The organism is Ruegeria sp. AL2 (assembly GCF_056540845.1).
In genome coordinates this window covers 257,115-277,060 of sequence record NZ_JBQFXM010000002.1, presented here as the reverse complement: position 1 = coordinate 277,060, position 19,946 = coordinate 257,115, and the positions used below count along the sequence as shown (strand labels likewise).

The following is a 19,946-nucleotide window of genomic DNA, read 5'->3' as shown; positions in this document are numbered from 1 at the left end:
TGCGGAAAAAACCTGCCATGCCCGGCAATGTCGCGCCCAAGGAGCTCCTGAATGCCCGCTAAGCGGAGACAGCCGCTCTTCACTGAAATCAGATGAAGGCCCGCTTCGCAGGGAACCGATGCACGTCCCAGCTTGACGTCATGTTGTTTTGCTTAGCAAGTGGCATGATAAATAGGGCGAAGAGCAGATGGAAAGCACGATAACCACTTCAACCAATGGAAACAGTTGGGAGATTGTTCCGGCCAACACCTTTGCAGGAATTATACTTGGGGTGTTGTTCATCTACTTGTTTTTTCGCCACCTCATGTTCGTACTCATGTTAATGGATTTAATTCTGGGTTGGCTGCGAAAGTTCAACTGGTTCCCAAAGAAAGGGAAGCGCGGGAAGACATTCATTCATTGGGTCATCGCGTTGGCGCTGTTTTTGGGATTATTGTCAGTGGCAGGTTCTGCAGGTTGGTTGGAGTTCATTCCTCAATAGCTGCCATTCATACGCAGCGCGGCATCGGTAACTCTGGGCTCTTAGAAGCCAAACCCGAACTCACTTCAACTGGCTGTCTTTTGACCCACGCCGATTGACGCCGCCACGCGCTTTGAACGCGCCATCGCGTTCCTGCTGGCACTCAAGGCACAGCTTCACGCCCGGCAAAGCAACGCGGCGTTTTTCAGGGATCGGCTCTTCGCATTCGGCGCAATGAGTCAGGCTTTCACCTACAGGCCGCTTTTGCGCCTGCATCCGCGCCAGCTCATCCGAAATCGACGCTTCGATCTGTTCGTTTACTGCGCCGTCGCGCGCCCAGCCTCCGGCCATGGGTCTTCTCCTGCTAAACGTACGCAAAAGGATAGCCGAGCCCGCGCAAAGGGCAAGTTACAGCGAAACTGCACCCGCGAACACACGATCAATCACCTCTTGCGTCCCCCGAGAAAACTCCAGCGGACAGGGATACTCTACCCCTTCCCTGACCGAGCGGCAGAAGGCCTCGACCTGAAGCTTGTAATGGTCCGCTCCGGGGAACCGGGTAACCAGTACCTCAAGCCCCGGGCGATGCAACTCGACCCGGGCTTCACCAAACACACGCGCATTAAACGGTGTTGTCAGGCGGATCAGGCCATTGTCCCCGTGAAACACCATTTCCTGATGGGGATGCATCCGAATGGACACGTAGCTTGAGTAGGTAAAACTGGGGAACTGCGCGCGAATTTCGGTGAAGATGTCGATTTCATCCTGCCAACGGATGGCTGACTGTATCGCCACAGGTTCCTGCCCCGTAGCAAACCGGGCGCCGCCGATCACGTAAACACCGATGTCACGCAATCCGCCGCCGCCCGTTTCAGCACGGTTTCGAATATTCTGGGTATCTGCCCGATTGTCGAAGCTGAACGCCCCGGTTACATGCACCAGATTTCCGATTGCGCCATCCGCAATCAGTTTGCGTGCCAATTGCCATTGGGGGTGGTGCACGATCATATACGCCTCGGCAGCAAGCAGGCCGCTTTCGTCGCGCTTTTGGATCAATGCGTCAAACTCATCCGCCTTCATTGTCATCGGCTTTTCGCAGAGCACATGTTTGCCGGCATCCAGCGCTTTCAGGCTCCATTCCACATGAAGGTGGTTCGGCAGTGGAATGTAGACCGCGTCGATACCGGGGTCTGCCAACAGCGCATCATAGCTGTCGAACATGTTCAGGTCGGGACAGAAAGACAAAAAAGGTTCAGCCTTTACCGCATCCGACGTCGCCAGCGCAGCCAATCGCGCCCCGTTGGAGGCATGTATCGCCGGTGCCATGTATTCACGCGCGAATTTCGCGGCTCCCAACACGCCAAACTGAACCGGTTTTTGCATAACGCTCTCCATAGATATTCGAACCCCAAAGGGTTCGTTCCCCTGCGAGGTCCGCAGGATCGACCTGTCACACCGTCATCGAAATGAAACGCGTCTTTGCCCTACCATAGCTTTGACCCTGCGGCCATTCTTTTGGCTTCACAGTCAGGATAGCGGCCTCAGACGATCAACTGGTAATGAGTCGTCAGGATGCGCCGGGCATGTGCGCGTAGAGGAGGTTTCTTCGCACAAATGCAAAAAACCAGCCCGCAGCTATTGCAGCAGGCTGGTATCGTGGTCAGCTGACACCCAGCATCCCTTTTTCACGCGCAAGATCCCGCATTTTCCTTTGCAGTTTCTCGAACGCGCGAACTTCGATCTGTCGGATCCGCTCGCGGCTGACATTATATTGGGCGCTGAGGTCTTCCAGCGTCACCGGCTGATCCAGCAACCTGCGCTGAGTCAGGATATCCTTTTCACGGTCGTTCAACACGTCAAGCGCCGCAGCCAGCAACTCGCGACGCGCTTCCAGCTCATCGCGCGCCTCATAATCTCCGGCCTGGTCGGCATCTTCATCCTCAAGCCAATCCTGCCATTGCATCGTGCCTTCGCCTTCGGACCCGACCGTGGCGTTCAGAGACGCGTCCCCGCCGGACATGCGGCGGTTCATGCTGATCACTTCCTCTTCGGTCACACCCAGATCATTGGCGATTTGCGCGACATTTTCCGGACGCAAGTCGCCCTCTTCCAGGGCGCCGATGCGCGCTTTGGCTTTGCGCAGGTTAAAGAACAGCTTTTTCTGCGCCGAGGTTGTGCCCAGTTTAACCAGCGACCACGACCGCAGGATATATTCCTGAATCGAGGCGCGAATCCACCACATGGCATATGTGGCCAGACGGAAGCCTTTTTCAGGGTCAAAACGTTTGACCGCCTGCATCAGGCCCACATTGGCTTCGGAAATCACTTCGGCTTGCGGCAAACCGTAGCCGCGATATCCCATGGCAATCTTGGCCGCCAGCCGCAGGTGCGATGTCACCATCTTATGCGCGGCTTCTGTGTCCTGCTCTTCGACCCAGCGCTTGGCCAGCATATATTCTTCTTCCGGCTCAAGCAGGGGGAACTTGCGAATCTCCTGCATATAGCGGTTCAGGCCGCCCTCGGGCGTCGGCGCGGGGAGATTTGCGTAATTTGCCATTATGATGTCCCTCCGACAAATGTTTAAGTCTTTAACATAGGATATGGGTAAAGAACCCATCCTGTTCAAGAGGTGCTGCTAACAGTCTGAAATTAATCTTTCATGAAGGAAAGATAAGAAACTCTTACTCACAGGACTTTGCTTATTGTGTCAGCGGCGCGCGAAGCGCGGCAATCAGGTTCTCCATGTCTTGCGGCAGTTCGGCCTCAAACCGCAGGTGTTCGCCCGTCACCGGGTGCTCGAACCCCAATACGGCGGCGTGAAGCGCCTGCCGGGGAAAGTCGTACACGCATTCGGCAGCGGCGGGCGTAAACGCCCTGGTGGCCAGTTTCCGCTTGCCACCATAGATCGGATCCCCGACAAGCCCATGCCCGGCATGGGTCATATGAACACGGATCTGGTGCGTTCGCCCGGTCTCGAGCCAGCATTCGATCAGAGCAAGACCAGCAGGCGTGCCAAATGTTTCAACTACCCGCGTGCGTGTCACCGCGTGACGCCCGCCATGAAACAACACCGCCTGCCTTTGACGGTCGGTCTTGTGCCGCGCAAGCTGGGTGGTCACACGCATGATGTTTCCCGGCTCAAAGCTCACCCCTTTGACGCCTCGCAGACGGGGATCACTTGCATCCGGAACCCCGTAACACACAGCGCGGTAATAGCGTTCGACACTATGTGCTGCGAAATGTTCGGCCAGCCCGTGATGTGCGGCGTCTGATTTGGCGACCACCAGAAGACCGCTGGTTTCCTTGTCGATCCGGTGAACGATACCGGGGCGTTTCACCCCCCCAACACCTGACAAAGCCTCACCGCAATGGTGTAGCAAAGCGTTGACCAGCGTACCCCCGGGCGAGCCCGGCGCGGGGTGCACCACCATGCCTGCTGGCTTGTTGACGACGATCACGTCTGCGTCTTCGAAAACAACTTCAAGCGGGATGTCTTCTGCGCCGATGTGGCTGTCTTCAGCCTCGGCCACAGTTATGACGACCTGCGCCCCTTCGGACACTTTGGCCTTTGGGTCCTGCATCCGGGTTCCGTCGATCCGAACTGCGCCATCCTCGATCAGGCGCGCCAGCCGCGTGCGCGACAGGTTTTCACCGTCTGGCACATCCCGCGAAAGCGCCTTATCAAGGCGAGGCGGCGGATCGGCCGCGATCTGAAACTCAATCTGGCGGGTGCCCATGACTGTCCCTTCCGAACCCCAAGAACCGCAGGAAACCCCGCAGCTGCGATTGCTGCGGCGGATGGTCATGCTGCTGACCGCGGTGATGATTGGCGGGGTTCTAGTGACATTCGCCCTGATTGTCATCCGCCTATCGGACCGCACACCCACCTTGCCGGATCAGATCGACTTACCCGATGGTGCGCGGGCACAGGCCCTGACCATCGGGTCCAACTGGTATGCGGTCGTGACCGACGACAACCGCGTCCTGATCTTTGACAAGACGACAGGAAAGCTGCGTCAGGAAATCGCCGTCGAGTAACCGGATCAGTTCGGGAACAGACGGGTACCGACCCAGGCCTCACCCATCTGCACATCCAGTTCGGGCGTACGCATCTTACGTTTTCCGCCAAACGGGCAGAGCGTGATTTCGCCCAGATAAATCTTGTCGCCAATTACATAGAGGTCCACCCGCGCAAATTCGACACGTTGCCCGACGGCTTCGGCGATTGCGACCATATCGTCAAACACCTTTGGCTTGGGCTCGGTGTCATCGCTTGTCTGGAAATACAGCTCTTTCGGGATGAAGTTGAAATCCCGGTCGTGGATCATCTGCACATGTCCCCGAGAGCGGTCCCGGTCGACCTGAACAATCTGGACCTTTCCGGCGACAACCCAGAATTTCCAATCGATGTTGTCCTGACCTTCAGCCGCCAGATCCTCTTCAAGGAAATAGCGCGTTTCGATCGTGGAATACCACCATTCTGCCGCCCAAAACCCGTGGGGAATGGGTTTATTGTTCCAATTGGCAAGCTTTTCCTGGGCCAGGTTGCGGTCTTCTGTGTTCATGGGCCAGGTGACCCTATGGTTTTGCCCCTGCCCGTTATTGCATTTGAGCCAATAGCTGCCCGGCTCGAGGTCGAGGTCTTCCGGCAACTCAGGCGAAGATGAGACCCAATAGCGCTTCACCGGTGTAACAAGGTTCCTGGCTGGTTCCGGGATATAGTTCTCCGCCGTCAATCTGTCTGCCGGCGACACTTCAGGCATCTCGCCAAACATCTTCATGACCAGGAGTTTTTCTGTAAGCGTCTTCGGCGCACTCAAGTCTGGCAAACGGCGGTGCGCTTCAGAAAACTTAAAGATAGATAGCATCAGCGCATTCAGACGCGCCGGGTCGTTGGCAAAGTGGTCCCAACCACGCAGAAAGCCGTCGCGCGACTGATCCTGTGCTCTGTAAAGACCAAGATTTTGGATTTTATCCAACTCGAGCTGCGCGAATTTGAGGTACTCTTCGCGTTCGGATAACAAAGCAACGGACATCAATCCGCCAGTCGCTGCACTGATCTCTTCTTTCGTCGTCGTTAAGTCAGGAAGCACATCGGGGAAACTAACAGGCTTCGGCGCCCTTCTGCCGCCACGTGGCAGTGGTGCGTCGGTGGGTCTGATCCCCAAGCTGCGCAGCCTGCGGTCCAGGAATGAATAACGTTTTACACCCTTTGCAATCCACCAACGCATCCGCCGCCCCCATAGATGGACGGCTAGCGTTTCATCCTTGAGGTACTTATCGCGAAATTCCCGTGCATGAATGTCGTTCGCCTGACCCGTTTGCCGAAACGGCAAAGGGTAAAAGACCGGAGGTGGACTGGCATGCCCTATCTCGCCATGATGCTGTAAAAACCATGTCATGACCTCTGGTCCATAAACACTGTGCGCCTGATCCGAGGCATGAGGCAACTCACCAGCCTTTTTCAGGCGTTCCAGCTTTTCGCGTTCCTCACCTTCTACCCACGGGCGGATCGGGAATGGATCAAGGCTGTATTCCGTATATGCCTTCAAAGCAGGGCTATCGGATGGCAACCGCATGATCGCGTTGCAAATCGTGGTGCGATTGAAGAAACCAAACACGTGATCCGCTTTCGGGATAGGCTTCAAAGCAACGACATCTGTGTCGCACCAGAGGAAATCGGTTTTTTGCATCAGTTGCAGCCTGAATATGTCAGACTGCGGGACCGGTGTTTTGAACTGGTTGTTCATGATGAACTGCTGCGGTTCGTGAATCTCGTTCGCCGAAACCAGTTCGATACCTTCGGGTACGTTTTCGACCTCGCCATAGTGGAACAGCACGACCCTGTGTCCGTTCGCAACAAAGGACAAAAGGCACATCTGTTCCAGAAAACTGAGAGGACCTTCCAACCAGAGCATTCCGATTGTAGGAAGAGTGCTTTCCGCAGCCATATGCTGTTTCTCCGAAGGCAAGTCTTTCAGGACTCGGGCAGATTTTCGCTAGAGGACGGTTGAGTGTCCGCCGAAAGGCGCGCGTGCAATCCGCGGTCTTTTGCAACAAATTCAACAGCCGGCTTATTAAGAAGCGTCTGGTAAAGCGCATTGTACTCTGGCTGTTTGAGAAGGTCTTCGATCAACGCCTTGTGCCACAGGAATGCTTTTCGGTGCAGCCGTGCAAGCCGTTCGTCGGACTGAAATTCTGCCATAACCGCGTCAACGTCCTCCTTGTACCTGAGGATCGTCTCATCCGTCGCGCCACCCCGGTTCCAGCGGTCCCAGTATTCCGTTCCCAGCGTCTGCGAGGAGTGGTTGGCCCGCCCACGGCTGCGCTTGGCCAAATAGGCTTGTGTGGAGCGGACCGCGTAGTGATTGATCTGTGCAATCTCAAATCCAAAAGGCGGTGCAACATGGTTCCCAAAGGGTGCGGGTTCTTTCGCGTGCCCCCCGGGAACAGACCGGAATACACCTGCCTGAAACTCGGACTTGGGATGCGGGTTGTGCAACCCATAGCGGAGATAGACGTCGCCCTGCCGGAAAAGCGATTTGACGAACCGGCGCCCCGCCCCGCCCTGTTCATACTCCAACTCACCATCGAAAAAACGCTGCGTCACCGGCGCGTCGCGCAGAACATGGCGACCGCTGTTTGAGAATATCTTCCATGGTATGGAAATGACATCCACGCCCGGCGTCGCCTCGATCAGGTCGTCCACTTTGTGGTTTCCGACGTGAATATTCAGAAACTCATCCGCATCGCAGACATAGACCCATTTGGCTTCTTTCACGACGGGCAGACGGCGGGCCTGTCGCAGTGCTGATCTGTGAATCCCGCCTGTGCCCACGCGGTTCCTGTGAAACTCAACATGACCCAGGGCCTCAAGGCGGCGCAGAATTTGGTTCGTACCGTCCGTGCAATCGTTGGTGTAAACGATGATCCTGTCGAAACCCAACACCTTATGATGAGCCACCCATTCCAGAATATATGGGCCCTCATTTTTCATCGCTGAGATGAGGATTTTTTCAGGCTTGTTCATCGCTGCCATTCACCCCAGACGCTCAGTCGCCCTGTTTCTTGCTGTCATCTTGTGGAGTGATTTTTTCTATGGCGATCTGCGCACCGGCAATTGCCCGGATACGCAATTCACGAGGGTGTTTGCCCAGAAACTCGTTGACGGCGCGGATCACTCCGTCGCCCCACCACCCCCGGCGGTGGTAATCATCAAACGCCATGATCCCACCCGATTTGATCTTGGGAAACAACGCCTCCAGGTCAGCAGTAACACCTTCGTAAGAATGATCCCCATCGACATAGGCAAATGAAATGCTCTCATCGTCAAAAAGCTTTAATGCTGGCACCGAGAAATCGCGTATAATGCCAACCTTGCCCTCCTCGATCTCTTTTTCGAAGGACGTGACGACCTTCTGGAAGATGGCTTCCATCTTTTGGTCTTCGGTCCTGCCAACAAACGCCGTTGTATGCGATTCCTCGCCAATATGTTTCCAGGGGTCGATCAGAAACAACTGACTGGGTTCAAGCAATTTCAGGATTGTCGGAGAAAACTCGCCCTGCCAGACACCGATCTCAACAGCCACCCCCCCCTTGGGAAGGCGCGTCAGGAATGTACGGCGGATCGCGTCTTTTGTATTCTTGCGTTTGGTTGCCTTGTCTGCGTTCGGTTTATTCTGGCTGCCGGGAAGAGCACCGATCACTCTGGGTTCGTTTGACATCTCGACCTCACTTGCAGACGGGTATTGATTTCTCGCGAAACCCGTTTTGTTTATTGGGCAATGGCTAACATGTCGTTGCTTCAAGAACCAGAAGCTATGTGTCGTTTTTGGAAAGTGGTGGCAACTTGTCGATACCAAGCCACGGACGCTCGAGGCTTGTAACCCGATAGTCACTCGCTTTACTCGCAAGAAAACGGTTGATAGCCGAAGACATGCCGGAATAAGACCCTTTGCCCCGCCTGTAGGATGTAAAGGCGATGCTCCCGCCCGGAGCCAGAACCCTGTCGATCCGGTTCAACAGCTGCAACATGACACGCTCGGCCCGAACCCCGCGTATGATCACGACACCAACGCTTTGATCTTCAAACAGCTTCAGCATCAAAGGCGGCAGCGCCCGGTAGACCCTCAGACGCCCAGCGACGATCGGTTCTCGGAAGTACTCCAGCAATGCATAGAAGGTGCGATCCAGGGCCTGAAGTTTAGGATCTTGCGTTGTATCCTTGCAGGCGAACGTATCCCACGACAGCCCCCATGGCCCGATGATCGTCAATTGCGCAACTGCATCCAATGCAAGTATTTCTTCTACGATTTCGGTCTCGACATGCCCGATCAAAACCCAGTTCTTCTTGCCACTGATTGACCGCAAGAACCGCTGTCGCTGCTCTTTCGTTCTTTCAACCTCCGGAGACACTGGCGGCAGGAAAGATGAGTCCTTCGGATCGAACGGCAAGTCCACCTGTTTTGCATCAGTGATTAATGCATGCTGCGCCGCCGCTTCTTCGTACTCCATGGCCGTTCCCAGGGAATCCAGCCGGGTAAACCAGGGGTAGTTATTGGGTCTTGAGTTTTCAGATTTGGACATCTTGCCCAAACGCGTCCATTTCGCAACTTGCGCGAAAGAAACTTCGGGGTCTTTGTAGGTCTCCGCAACAAAGGAAAGATCGCCTTCTTCCATCACGCCCAGATCCAGCGCCTTTATATATCGCCCCCCGGCAAAATTCTTGTACCGAGTTATGAATCCCTGTGCGGCCTCTGTTTCACGTATCTCCGAGATACGGCGCTTGTGATAAGCAACAGCTTTTTCGTGCAAGTCTCCCAGAACACGATCCGCACGTAGTTCATCATACGATTTTCCAAGGCGGTCCAATTTGGAAAGGATCGATAATTCTTCAACTTTGTTGAAGCAATGCATGTGCCAATAGGCTTGTCCCGTTGCCTCCATCTTGGGATGAAACGCGGTTGTGTTTACATCCCCCCGCAGCCGCTTCATCAGATAACTCTCGATGGATCGGACGGCATAGTGGTTCATCCTGAAAAACTGCTGCCCAAAGGCCGCGCCAGTAGTGGAATGGGACCAACCATTTCGCCGCATTGCAGGTGGCAAGGGATCTCCGTCACCATCAATCCATGCAAAGCTTTCGGCCTTACCGGCGATTGGGCCACGCGGACGGTGTGTGTTGATTGCCCGATAAGACCCGTTGTTTCTGACAAGCGATTTGAAGGCACGCACATTCTGCGGCGTCACCACCCCCAACTCTGCTGCAGATGTGAATTGTTCGATCACAAACTTGTCTTCAAACTCGACAATCCCATTGTGTCCGAACATCTGCCATATCGCGGCAAAGCCATCTGCATGTGGAAAGGTGCGAAACAGATCGTCCAGCGTACCGTCCCCAACACGGATATCGAGAAATTCGTCGACATCACAAACCAGAATCCACTCGGCTTCAGCGTACCAGGGATGTTCCATAGCGTTCGCATAGGCCGACGCCTGCGGCCCATGCTTCCAGGGACCGGGGTTATCGATATGCGCCAGAAAACCCAGTTCCTCGCATCTTTTCAAAATCGCGTCAGTGCCGTCGGAGCAGTCATTCGAGTTAACGATGAAATGCTTAAACCCGATCGAAAGGTAATACGCGATCCATTCAAGGATGAACGGCCCCTCGTCTTTCATCGTTGATATGACAAGTCTCATCGCACCTACCCGCAACTACGGCCCGCAAATTCAGGACGAAGGGAAAATTCGCATCATTGCAGAGGCATGGCGCGCTTCCCGACACCTGGCTTAGTTACGGGCCACGGATTTGCAATGCAAGTGAACAGACAAGAACGGCAAAGTCAGCTTCGCTATGCTGATCCGCGCTTCACAGGATACGAAAAGATTTGGTGCGGTCGAGAAGACTCGAACTTCCACGGGTGTTACCCCACAGCGACCTCAACGCTGCGCGTCTACCAATTCCGCCACGACCGCACTGCCAGTGACTTGGTAGAGCGGCGTATAGACGTTGGCGCACGCGATGTGAAGAGGCAAAAACACACTGGTTTAAAAACCTTCGCGGCAGCCTTATCTAAGCCGGTGATCAACACAGTTTCGATCTGACAGGAGCCGCAGATGACCTCGCCCGATACCCGCCCCATCATCCAAGTCGATATCGTGTCAGACGTCGTGTGCCCATGGTGTATAGTCGGGTTTCGCCAGCTTGACGTGGCATTGAAACAGCAGGGCATCCAGGCCCAAATTCGCTGGCACCCGTTCGAATTGAATTCGAACATGCCGCCTGAAGGGCAGAACCTGCGGCAACACATCACGGAGAAATATGGCTCGACCCCCGAACAGAGCCAGCAGGCACGTGACAGGCTAACGGCGATCGGCGCAGAACTGGGGTTCACCTTCAACTTTCACGAAGACAGTCGGATCGTGAATACATTCAAGGCGCATCAGTTGCTGGATTGGGCCGAAAGTCAGGGCCAGCAACACCAATTGAAGCTTGCGCTTTTCGACGCATATTTCACACGGCAACAGGATGTGTCCGACGTTGAGGCTCTGTTGCAGGCCGTCACGTCTGCCGGGCTGAACTCTGATGCCGCACGTCAGGTGCTTGAGACCGGCGAACACATCGCCTTGGTGCGAGAGAAACAGCAATTCTGGACCAGCAGGGGTATTTCAGGTGTGCCGTCCATGGTGTTTGGCGGAAAATACCTGCTGACCGGCGCGCAAGGGGTCGATACCTATTCCCGGGTGCTGCAACAGTGTTTGACCGAAGCGGCCTGACCCCTCTTCCCCTGCCCGCTACGGACGGATATGAGGCCGCCATGGAATGGAAAATCACCGATGGTCTGACCAGTTATGACGAAGCGACCGCCTTTATGGAGGCACGCGTCGCCGGGATTGCACGCGGCGAAGCGGAGGAGTGCATCTGGTTACTGGAACACCCGCCGCTTTATACGGCAGGCACGTCAGCTAAGGTAGAAGACCTGACCGATCCTGACCGCTTTCCGGTTTATGCAAGCAAACGGGGCGGCGAGTACACCTATCACGGCCCCGGTCAGCGTGTGGCCTATGTCATGCTGGATCTGAACAAGCGCGGGCGCGACGTGCGCCAATTCGTGAAGCAGTTGGAAAACTGGGTGATATCGGCACTTGCGGAATTCAACGTGCATGGCGAAATACGCGACGGGCGCGTTGGTGTCTGGGTGCGGCGCGACGACAAACCGCTGACGGTGACCGGCAAACCGGCAGAGGACAAGATCGCGGCAATTGGCCTGCGTTTACGCAAATGGGTTAGCTTTCACGGTATTTCGATCAATGTCGAACCGGATCTGGAGCATTTCTCGGGCATTGTTCCCTGCGGGATCAGCGAATATGGCGTGACTTCATTGGTGGATCTGGGGCTTCCGGTCACCATGAATGATCTCGATGCGGCCTTGAAGAAAACCTTCGAGGGCGTGTTTGGTGCCTCTGATTTCTGATTCTGCCTTGGCAGAGAATCAGCTTCCGCTGCGCTTGGATACAACAATATGCATGTGCGGAAGGCTCTGTTTCCGAAACACGTCGCAATTTACCAAGAACCATTCAGTTTTACGTTATTCTTTAGGCAAGTTTTAATTCTCTAGGATACACCGGTGTTGTTAACGAGTAATATGAAACTGCCAATCAAGAGTGAGTGGTATGTTAAACCGGTGATCAAGGGCTCGCCCTCGAAATCCGAGAAGTGTTTGGTTACGAGTCTGCCGTTCCGACCCCAAATCGGAACGGCAATTCATTTCCCCCCTTCACGCTGAAACCCGTGCTCAAGCCGCAATGGTCGGGGGCAGGCGATTTCTGCGTTGTCCAGCTGTGGAGTCACATGGCCTGTCCCAAGGAGGGGTTTCGGGTTTTCTTGCCTGCGGTCGCGGCGACATGCGTGGGCGGATGCGGGTAATTGTCCGGATTGGCACCTCACAAACAGACATGAAAACATTGATTACAAAGAGATTTTTATCCTTTCAGCATGTTCGGCAATCAGGTCGAAATCACCCATCTTACCAGGTGGGCGCATCGACACCCCGTCATGACGCGGCAGGACGTGAAAATGCAGGTGGAAAACCTCTTGCCCGCCTGCGGTTTCGTTGAATTGTTGAATGGTTACACCGTCCGCGTCGAAGGCTTTCATCACTGCACGAGCCATCTTTTGAACGGTGTTCATGACCGCCGCCAGTTGGTCGGGCGTGGCATCCAGCACATTGCGGCAGGGCGTTTTGGGGATCACCAGCAAATGCCCATCCGCGCGCGGCATGATGTCCATGAAGGCCAATGTTTCGACGTCTTCGTAAACTTTTGACGAGGGTATCTCGCCGCGCAGAATTTTGGCGAAGATGTTGTCGGGATCATAATCCATGGTTGGCCATCCGTTCCTTGAGGGGCTTTTGACCGAGTTGTGGTCCACCCGCCCTGCGGGGTCAAGTCGGGGGATTGAAGGGGGAAATGTACAAATTGTACCGGGTTTTCAGAGGCCGTTGTTCGTTTTGTACAATTGGATTTGGCTTGAGATCGCATAGATCGAGACAGATGCAGGACGTTCCCGACAGGTGATGTCCGCCTACGCAGCAGAGTACAGGTTTCGCATTTCTTAATGAGACGAAAACTGGTTAAGTTCTTCAATACTTCATCAAGCTCAAGTCAAAGGTTCGCATTGCGAGTATTTGCGGTCAACTGAGTGTTCCCGAGTGTTGGTGTTTGCTGCCCGCTGACCGTTAGGCAAGACAGTGGTTTCGTCTCTGCATGATTGATATTCTAGGCGGGGTGAAAATTTGGAGAAGAACATGCTTTCCAGACGGGATTTTCTTGGCTCAACAGCGGCGAGCCTCATGTTCGCGACAGCCGGCAACCGAGCTGCGGCGCAGGTTTCGGAATTTCGGCAAGTTCTGTTGACTACGGACGGGCTCGGCCTTGCGGCACTGGTCAAGTCCGGAGACATAACGCCATCAGAGCTTTGCGACGCTGCCGTCGAAGCCGCCTTGGCGCTTGATCAGAGTCTCAATGCGATCACAACGCCGATGTACGAAGAGGCGAGAGACAAGGCCGTGGACATGCGACGGCAAGGACCGTTTGCCGGGGTTCCGTTTGTGGTGAAGGATAACCTCGATATTGCAGGGCAATACACGACCCATGGCTCGCGCGTATATCGCGACAATCACCGACCAAGGTCCGCGCCGCTGGCACTGGCCCAAGAGGCAGCCGGGCTGAACCTGATCGGAAAGAGCAATATGCCAGAGGTCGGAGCACTTCCGGTCACGGAAGGTCAACTGCTCGGACCGTGCCGCAACCCGTGGAACCTCGATCACTCCTCCGGAGGCTCAAGCGGAGGGTCCGCGGCTGCGGTCGCGGCAGGTATCGTACCGCTCGCCCATGCCAGCGACGGCGGCGGGTCCATCCGTATTCCTGCATCCTGTTGTGGTGTCTTCGGATTGAAGCCAAGCCGTCACCGTATGTTGTGGGGATCGAGTGATCAGACCACCTATGCTGCCGACAATTGCGTCAGCCGCTCCGTGCGAGACAGCGCGGTGCTTTTCGCCTTGGGGCAGGACCGGTCACCGAATGCACCGCACAGACCAATCCCGTTGATTTCTGGCCCGTCCACCAACCGGCTGAAAATCGGATTTGACCTCCGCAATTATTACGGCGACCTGCCAGATCCCGAGGTGCAGCGCGTCATCGAAGAAATGGCGCAACTCTGCGAAGACCTTGGTCATAGCGTGATTGAAACGCAAAGCCCGGTGGACGATGAGTTCGAGCTTCGCTTCAACCAGATCTTCGGGTTCCGCATGGTGGGCCTCGCCGACGCGGCGACGGCCAAGGCAGGCCGACCGCCGGAGGAAACGGGACTGCTTGACGCGTTCGTCCGCGACTGGGCCGCCTTCGCGCGCAACTTCACTCATGAAGATCAGGAAGCAGCCAGCGCATATATGCTGGATCTGGGCACCAGATATGGCGCATGGCTGTCCGCGTTTGATGTGTTTCTGTCACCGGTTACCCCGGGCACAGCACCGGTGATTGGCACGCTATTCGATGAAAGTGTCCCATTCGAGGAGATGTTCGCGCGTGTTGCGAGGTTCACGTCCTACACCCCGATTCAGAACGCGCTTGGATTGCCAGGAATGTCCGTGCCCGCAGGCCTGACCCGTGAAGGTCTGCCTATTGGCAGCCATTTCGTTGCACCCGCCGGTCGCGAAGACACACTTTTCGAACTGGCCTACGAAATCGAACAGGCGAAACCATGGTGGGCCGACTGGGCGCCTGTGTCGGTGGCCAGTCTCTAGAGCTCCATGCAATAGCAATAAGTACGTTGAAATCGAGAACGCCCAAGGAGGCAGCGACCCCTTTGTGTTCTTAAGCTACCCTTCCCTGTCCTCGATCCTGCGGAGTGGGCCGACGGCAGGCGTTCACTCCTTTCCGGTCGGCTTTGAGCGCCGGTCCCATTGCGGGCGGCATGATGACAGGTACCAGATCCGCTGTATCGCCACCACCCGAACGCTCAGATCCCAGCCTCTTGATCGTTCCTTTTCAAGGGGGGTGCGGCCATTTATCTTGATCCAGATCAAACTCGGCCATTGAAGGTCGCCCCTACGCATTCTAAAACCAGCAGGAATCCCGCGCGTTGGAGAGGTCCGGCTGCGCGGTGTAGTTGCAACAGGAGGCACCTATAATGGCAGACGCAGCCATTCATGGTCACGACCATGAAGACCAGCGCAGCTTTTTCCAGCGCTGGTTCATGTCGACCAACCACAAGGACATCGGGATTCTGTACCTGATCGTTTCGGCTCTGGCCGGTCTGATCTCGGTTCTGATGACCGTTTACATGCGGCTCGAGCTGATGCACCCCGGTGTTCAGTACATGTGCCTTGAAGGCTTCATGGCCGACCCGTGTACGCCCAACGGGCATCTGTGGAACGTGATGATCACCTATCACGGTGTTCTGATGATGTTCTTTGTTGTCATCCCTGCCCTGTTCGGCGGATTTGGCAACTATTTCATGCCGTTGCAGATCGGCGCGCCGGATATGGCGTTCCCGCGGATGAACAACCTGTCCTTCTGGCTTTATGTCGCCGGTACCTCGTTGGGTGTGGCCTCGCTGCTGAGCCCCGGTGGGAACGATCAGATGGGTTCGGGCGTGGGCTGGGTTCTGTACCCGCCGCTGTCCACGACCGAGGGCGGCATGTCCATGGACCTTGCGATCTTTGCCGTACACGTATCGGGCGCCTCCTCGATCCTCGGCGCGATCAACATGATCACCACCTTCCTGAACATGCGTGCCCCGGGCATGACCCTGTTCAAGGTGCCGCTGTTCAGCTGGTCGATCTTCGTCACCTCGTGGCTGATTCTGCTGTCGCTGCCGGTTCTGGCGGGCGCAATCACCATGTTGCTGATGGACCGCAACTTTGGCTTTACCTTCTTTGATCCGGCCGGTGGCGGCGATCCGATCCTGTATCAGCACATCCTGTGGTTCTTTGGCCACCCGGAAGTGTATATCGTGATCCTGCCCGGTTTCGGCATCATCAGCCATGTCATCGCGACCTTCTCGCGCAAGCCGATCTTTGGCTATCTGCCGATGGTCTGGGCGATTATCGCGATCGGTGTTCTGGGCTTTGTCGTGTGGGCGCACCACATGTACACCGTCGGCATGTCGCTGCGTCAGCAGGCCTATTTCATGCTGGCCACGATGGTCATCGCGGTTCCGACGGGCGTTAAGGTCTTCTCGTGGATCGCGACCATGTGGGGCGGTTCCATCGAGTTCAAGACACCGATGCTGTTTGCCTTCGGCTTCCTGTTCCTGTTCACCGTTGGCGGTGTGACCGGTGTGGTTCTGTCGCAGGCAGGCGTGGACCGTGCCTATCACGACACCTACTATGTGGTTGCGCATTTCCACTATGTGATGAGCTTGGGTGCCGTCTTTGCGATCTTTGCGGGGATGTATTTCTACTTCGCGAAAATGACCGGTCGCCAATATTCCGAGTTCTGGGGCAAGGTTCACTTCTGGATGTTCTTCATCGGCGCCAACCTGACCTTCTTCCCGCAGCACTTCCTGGGTCGTCAGGGCATGCCGCGCCGCTACATCGACTATCCCGAAGCGTTCGCGCAGTGGAACTATGTTTCGTCGATTGGCGCGTTCATCTCGTTCGCCTCGTTCCTGCTGTTCTTCGGCATCGTGATCTACGCCCTGTTGCGTGGCGCGCGCGAGACCCGGCCCAACTACTGGAACGAGTATGCGGATACGCTGGAATGGACCCTGCCCACGCCGCCGCCCGAACACACGTTCGAGCAGCTGCCCAAGCAGGAAGACTGGGACAAGGGCCACGCGCACTGATCCCGATCTGATCCAAAGAAACCCCGCCCAGGTGGCGGGGTTTTTCTTTGCCCTCACCTCGCGTTCGCCAAGTGCCCCGAAATCAGCTATGATGTGCGGACGGAACAGTCGGAGGGTCGGCAATGCCCGAGATCGACTTTTGGTATTCCATTGGCAGCACGTACAGCTTCCTGACCGTGATGCGTCTGGACGAATGGTGCGCCCAGCATGACGCCACGGTGAACTGGCGCCCGTTCAACGTGCGTACGGTGATGTCGGCCCAGCAGAATCTTCCTTTTGCCGGAAAGCCTGTGAAATCGGCTTATATGTGGCGCGACATCGAACGCCGCTGTGCCAAGTACCACATCCACGCCAACCTGCCCGCGCCCTATCCGATTTCCAATCTGCCGCTGGCCAATCAGGTTGCGGTGCTTGGAATGATGGACGGCTGGGGCGTGACGTTCACCCAGACGCTTTATCGCATCTGGTTCGAAGAAGGGGTGGAAGCCGGTAGCGAAAGTGCACTGTCCGAGGCGCTTTTGCGGTGTCAGCAGGACCCCCGACTGACCCTGGCGCGCGCGCAAGGCGACGACATCGTCGCGGCCCTTGAGGCCGAGACGGAAACCGCCGTCAAACTGGGTGTTTTCGGCGCCCCCAGCTTTGTTGTCCGGCAAGAGGTGTTCTGGGGTGACGATCGTCTGGATGACGCCCTATCCTGGTCTCGGGTCGGCCACGTCGTCTGATCAAAACCCGTCGACATGAGGCCGCGCTGCGTTATGTTCGCGGTATGCCCTACACGTGGAATCAGACCTCGGAAACCGAACAGGAACTGCGGCTTTGGCCGCATAACTCGCTGCCTCCGCGAGGGGCGATGATCACGATATTGTCGGTGTTCCTGTTTGGCCTGATCCCATTGCTGGCCACGCTTGGTTCCGTGATCCTGTGGGGGCTGCTGCCGTTTCTGCTGATCACTGTGCTGGGGCTGTGGCTGGCCATCAAGACCAACTACCGCGCCCGCAGTGTTTTCGAGGTTCTGACCCTGTCGGGCACACATGCGCGGCTGGTGCACCACACCCCCGGCAAAGAGCAGCACGAATGGTCTTGCAACCGCTATTGGGCGCGACCGGCGATGCACGAGAAAGGCGGCCCGGTGCCGCATTATGTCACCCTTGTCGGAGACGGGCGCGAGGTCGAAATCGGGGCGTTTCTGTCCGAAGATGAACGGATCACGCTTTATGACGAGCTGGTCCTAAGACTGCGCGAGCCGGTCGCGCAGTAGCAATTCACAGGGCCTAGTGCCTCAGCAATCGCCGTTTGAGGCTGCGCACAGGTGATCCTTGACCATCGGGCCGACCTTGCCGAAATCCATCCGGCCGGTATAGCGCGTCTTCAACTCGCCTATCACCTTGCCCATATCGCGGATCGAACCCGCGCCGGTTGCCGTGATGGCGGTTTGAATGGCCCTGCTGACCTCATCGTCATCCAGCTGTTTGGGTAGAAATTCCTCGATCACCTCGACTTCGCGAATCTCGCGTTCGGCCAGATCCAGGCGACCGCCCTCTTCGTAGGCGCGTGCGCTTTCCTTGCGCTGCTTGGTCATTTTTCCAAGGATTTCAAGAACCTCTGCGTCGCTGCATCCCTTTGCTTCTTCATTGTCGGACGCACGTGCCGCGATGTCGCGGTCTTTGATGGCGGCGTTGATCAACCGCAGCGTCGACAGACGCTCGGCTGCTTTGTCTTTCATTGCTTGCTTCAGGGCTGCATTCACCCGTGATCGCATATCCATTTAGCTTGTCCATCCCCATGACAAAGGAACCCCGACCATATCGAAACAAAAAGCCTGACACAACCGGGGGTGAATACAGTTAACCCATTGAAAAACAACAATAGCCTAAAAATTGAACAGACTTGACCCAGACGCGCAACCCCCTTAGGTATGCGCCGATTTACCCTACAGGAGAGTCGCGCCATGGCCCCGAATGCCCCGTCCAAGCCCACCGCATGTCTGGCTTTGGCCGATGGAACCCTGTTTTACGGCGCAGGCTTCGGTGCGACCGGGCAAACTGTGGCCGAGCTGTGCTTTAACACGGCGATGACCGGATATCAGGAGATCATGACCGACCCGTCTTATGCCGGGCAGATCGTGACCTTTACATTCCCTCATATCGGCAATGTCGGTGTGAACCCCGAGGATGACGAAACCGGTGATCCGGTCGCGGCAGGCATGGTTGTGAAATGGGATCCGACCGAGCCATCAAACTGGCGCTCGACCGAGGAACTCAAGGGCTGGCTGGCGCGCCGAGGGCGCATCGCCATCGGTGGTGTCGATACCCGCCGCCTGACCCGTGCCATCCGGCAGCAGGGCGCCCCGCATGTGGCGCTGGCCCATGATCCCGAGGGAAACTTCGACATTGGGGCGCTGGTGGCTGCCGCGCGCGGCTTTGCCGGGCTGGAGGGCATGGACCTGGCCAAGGATGTCACCTGCGCACAAAGCTATCGCTGGGATGAGATGCGGTGGGCCTGGCCGGATGGGTACCAGCGTCAGAAGGCCCCCGCCCACAAGGTTGTTGCCATTGACTATGGCGCCAAGCGCAACATCCTGCGCTGCCTTGCATCCGCTGGATGTGACGTTACCGTTCTGCCCGCGACTGCGACCGCAGCCGACGTGCTGGCACATCAGCCTGACGGTGTGTTCCTGTCGAACGGTCCCGGCGATCCGGCAGCAACAGGCGAATACGCTGTTCCAATGATCAAAGAGATTCTGGAGACGACAGACCTGCCTGTGTTCGGCATCTGCCTTGGACACCAGATGCTGGCGCTGGCGCTGGGTGGTCAGACGGTCAAGATGAACCACGGCCACCATGGCGCGAACCACCCGGTCAAGGATCTGGACACCGGCAGGGTCGAGATCACCTCGATGAACCACGGTTTTGCCGTCGATGCGCAATCCCTGCCCGATGGCGTCGTGGAAACTCACCGGTCGCTGTTTGACGGCTCGAACTGCGGTATCCGCATGGCGGACCGGCCGGTCTATTCGGTGCAGTACCACCCCGAGGCATCGCCCGGACCGCAGGACAGTTTCTATCTGTTCGAGCGCTTCGCCGAGGCGATGGAAAAGAAAAAAATACAGGCATAACTGCTTGTCTGTGCAGTGTTAAC

The 19,946-nt window shown here is 56.4% G+C and carries 19 protein-coding genes and 1 tRNA gene; 9 read left to right on the top strand and 11 right to left on the bottom strand.

Annotation, left to right across the window (positions count from 1 at the left end):
• Positions 1 to 187 precede the first annotated feature (187 nt).
• On the top strand, positions 188 to 481 hold the full coding sequence (locus ACR0ID_RS05265; RefSeq protein ID WP_480604213.1) for a hypothetical protein: 294 nt from the start codon (positions 188 to 190) through the stop codon (positions 479 to 481).
• Between the two features lie 60 nt (positions 482 to 541).
• On the opposite strand, the gene ACR0ID_RS05260 is transcribed toward ACR0ID_RS05265, so the two are convergent.
• The 4 genes from ACR0ID_RS05260 to ACR0ID_RS05245 all read right to left on the bottom strand — a co-directional run bounded on the left by ACR0ID_RS05260 (position 542) and on the right by ACR0ID_RS05245 (position 4,197).
• Entirely contained in the window at positions 542 to 811 is a 270-nt protein-coding gene (locus ACR0ID_RS05260) for a DksA/TraR family C4-type zinc finger protein (RefSeq protein ID WP_480493401.1), read from the bottom strand.
• Positions 812 to 868: 57 nt separating this feature from the next.
• Positions 869 to 1,843, bottom strand: a complete 975-nt coding sequence (locus ACR0ID_RS05255; protein ID WP_480604211.1) for a Gfo/Idh/MocA family protein — start codon at positions 1,841 to 1,843, stop codon at positions 869 to 871.
• A gap of 277 nt (positions 1,844 to 2,120) precedes the next feature.
• On the bottom strand, positions 2,121 to 3,017 hold the full coding sequence (gene rpoH, locus ACR0ID_RS05250) for an RNA polymerase sigma factor RpoH (protein ID WP_480476596.1): 897 nt from the start codon (positions 3,015 to 3,017) through the stop codon (positions 2,121 to 2,123).
• 142 nt (positions 3,018 to 3,159) lie between these two features.
• Positions 3,160 to 4,197 (bottom strand): RluA family pseudouridine synthase, encoded by a 1,038-nt coding sequence (locus ACR0ID_RS05245; RefSeq protein WP_480604209.1) that lies wholly within the window; start codon positions 4,195 to 4,197, stop codon positions 3,160 to 3,162.
• Between ACR0ID_RS05245 and ACR0ID_RS05240 the strand changes: the two genes are divergently transcribed.
• Positions 4,196 to 4,498 (top strand): DUF6476 family protein, encoded by a 303-nt coding sequence (locus ACR0ID_RS05240; protein ID WP_480493405.1) that lies wholly within the window; start codon positions 4,196 to 4,198, stop codon positions 4,496 to 4,498. The two genes, ACR0ID_RS05245 and ACR0ID_RS05240, sit on opposite strands and share 2 nt — an antisense overlap.
• 5 nt (positions 4,499 to 4,503) lie before the next feature.
• Here ACR0ID_RS05240 and ACR0ID_RS05235 read toward each other — a convergent pair whose 3' ends face one another.
• From ACR0ID_RS05235 to ACR0ID_RS05215, 5 genes are all read right to left on the bottom strand, one after another.
• On the bottom strand, positions 4,504 to 6,411 hold the full coding sequence (locus tag ACR0ID_RS05235) for an ATP-grasp fold amidoligase family protein (RefSeq protein WP_480604207.1): 1,908 nt from the start codon (positions 6,409 to 6,411) through the stop codon (positions 4,504 to 4,506).
• 26 nt (positions 6,412 to 6,437) lie between these two features.
• Positions 6,438 to 7,490, bottom strand: a complete 1,053-nt coding sequence (locus ACR0ID_RS05230; RefSeq protein ID WP_480604205.1) for a glycosyltransferase family 2 protein — start codon at positions 7,488 to 7,490, stop codon at positions 6,438 to 6,440.
• Between the two features lie 22 nt (positions 7,491 to 7,512).
• The gene (locus tag ACR0ID_RS05225; RefSeq protein WP_480604203.1) at positions 7,513 to 8,184 is read right to left on the bottom strand and encodes a class I SAM-dependent methyltransferase; all 672 of its coding nucleotides are present in this window, start codon (positions 8,182 to 8,184) and stop codon (positions 7,513 to 7,515) included.
• Between the two features lie 94 nt (positions 8,185 to 8,278).
• Positions 8,279 to 10,159, bottom strand: a complete 1,881-nt coding sequence (locus ACR0ID_RS05220) for a glycosyltransferase family 2 protein (protein WP_480604201.1) — start codon at positions 10,157 to 10,159, stop codon at positions 8,279 to 8,281.
• 189 nt (positions 10,160 to 10,348) lie between these two features.
• A tRNA-Leu gene (locus tag ACR0ID_RS05215) sits at positions 10,349 to 10,435 on the bottom strand.
• 141 nt (positions 10,436 to 10,576) lie between these two features.
• On the opposite strand from ACR0ID_RS05215, the gene ACR0ID_RS05210 reads away from it, so the two are divergent.
• Entirely contained in the window at positions 10,577 to 11,236 is a 660-nt protein-coding gene (locus ACR0ID_RS05210; protein WP_480604199.1) for a DsbA family oxidoreductase, read from the top strand.
• 41 nt (positions 11,237 to 11,277) lie between these two features.
• Positions 11,278 to 11,934 (top strand): lipoyl(octanoyl) transferase LipB, encoded by a 657-nt coding sequence (gene lipB, locus ACR0ID_RS05205; RefSeq protein ID WP_480604197.1) that lies wholly within the window; start codon positions 11,278 to 11,280, stop codon positions 11,932 to 11,934.
• Between the two features lie 494 nt (positions 11,935 to 12,428).
• Here lipB and ACR0ID_RS05200 read toward each other — a convergent pair whose 3' ends face one another.
• Positions 12,429 to 12,842, bottom strand: coding sequence for an HIT family protein (locus ACR0ID_RS05200; RefSeq protein WP_480604195.1), 414 nt, complete (start codon positions 12,840 to 12,842; stop codon positions 12,429 to 12,431).
• A 469-nt stretch (positions 12,843 to 13,311) separates the two neighbouring features.
• Here ACR0ID_RS05200 and ACR0ID_RS05195 point away from each other — a divergent pair, with 469 nt between their 5' ends.
• The 4 genes from ACR0ID_RS05195 to ACR0ID_RS05180 all read left to right on the top strand — a co-directional run bounded on the left by ACR0ID_RS05195 (position 13,312) and on the right by ACR0ID_RS05180 (position 18,066).
• The gene (locus tag ACR0ID_RS05195) at positions 13,312 to 14,763 is read left to right on the top strand and encodes an amidase family protein (protein ID WP_480554704.1); all 1,452 of its coding nucleotides are present in this window, start codon (positions 13,312 to 13,314) and stop codon (positions 14,761 to 14,763) included.
• Positions 14,764 to 15,149: 386 nt separating this feature from the next.
• Positions 15,150 to 16,808, top strand: coding sequence for a cytochrome c oxidase subunit I (ctaD, locus tag ACR0ID_RS05190; RefSeq protein WP_267366169.1), 1,659 nt, complete (start codon positions 15,150 to 15,152; stop codon positions 16,806 to 16,808).
• A 122-nt stretch (positions 16,809 to 16,930) separates the two neighbouring features.
• A complete protein-coding gene (locus tag ACR0ID_RS05185) occupies positions 16,931 to 17,530 on the top strand; it encodes a DsbA family protein (RefSeq protein WP_480604193.1) in 600 nt (199 codons plus the stop codon).
• A 44-nt stretch (positions 17,531 to 17,574) separates the two neighbouring features.
• Complete coding sequence (locus tag ACR0ID_RS05180; protein WP_209504230.1) at positions 17,575 to 18,066, top strand: DUF2244 domain-containing protein; 492 nt, start codon at positions 17,575 to 17,577, stop codon at positions 18,064 to 18,066.
• Between the two features lie 21 nt (positions 18,067 to 18,087).
• On the opposite strand, the gene ACR0ID_RS05175 is transcribed toward ACR0ID_RS05180, so the two are convergent.
• Positions 18,088 to 18,573, bottom strand: a complete 486-nt coding sequence (locus ACR0ID_RS05175; RefSeq protein WP_480604191.1) for a GatB/YqeY domain-containing protein — start codon at positions 18,571 to 18,573, stop codon at positions 18,088 to 18,090.
• Between the two features lie 183 nt (positions 18,574 to 18,756).
• On the opposite strand from ACR0ID_RS05175, the gene carA reads away from it, so the two are divergent.
• Positions 18,757 to 19,923, top strand: a complete 1,167-nt coding sequence (gene carA / locus ACR0ID_RS05170; protein WP_480476568.1) for a glutamine-hydrolyzing carbamoyl-phosphate synthase small subunit — start codon at positions 18,757 to 18,759, stop codon at positions 19,921 to 19,923.
• Positions 19,924 to 19,946: the final 23 nt, after the last annotated feature.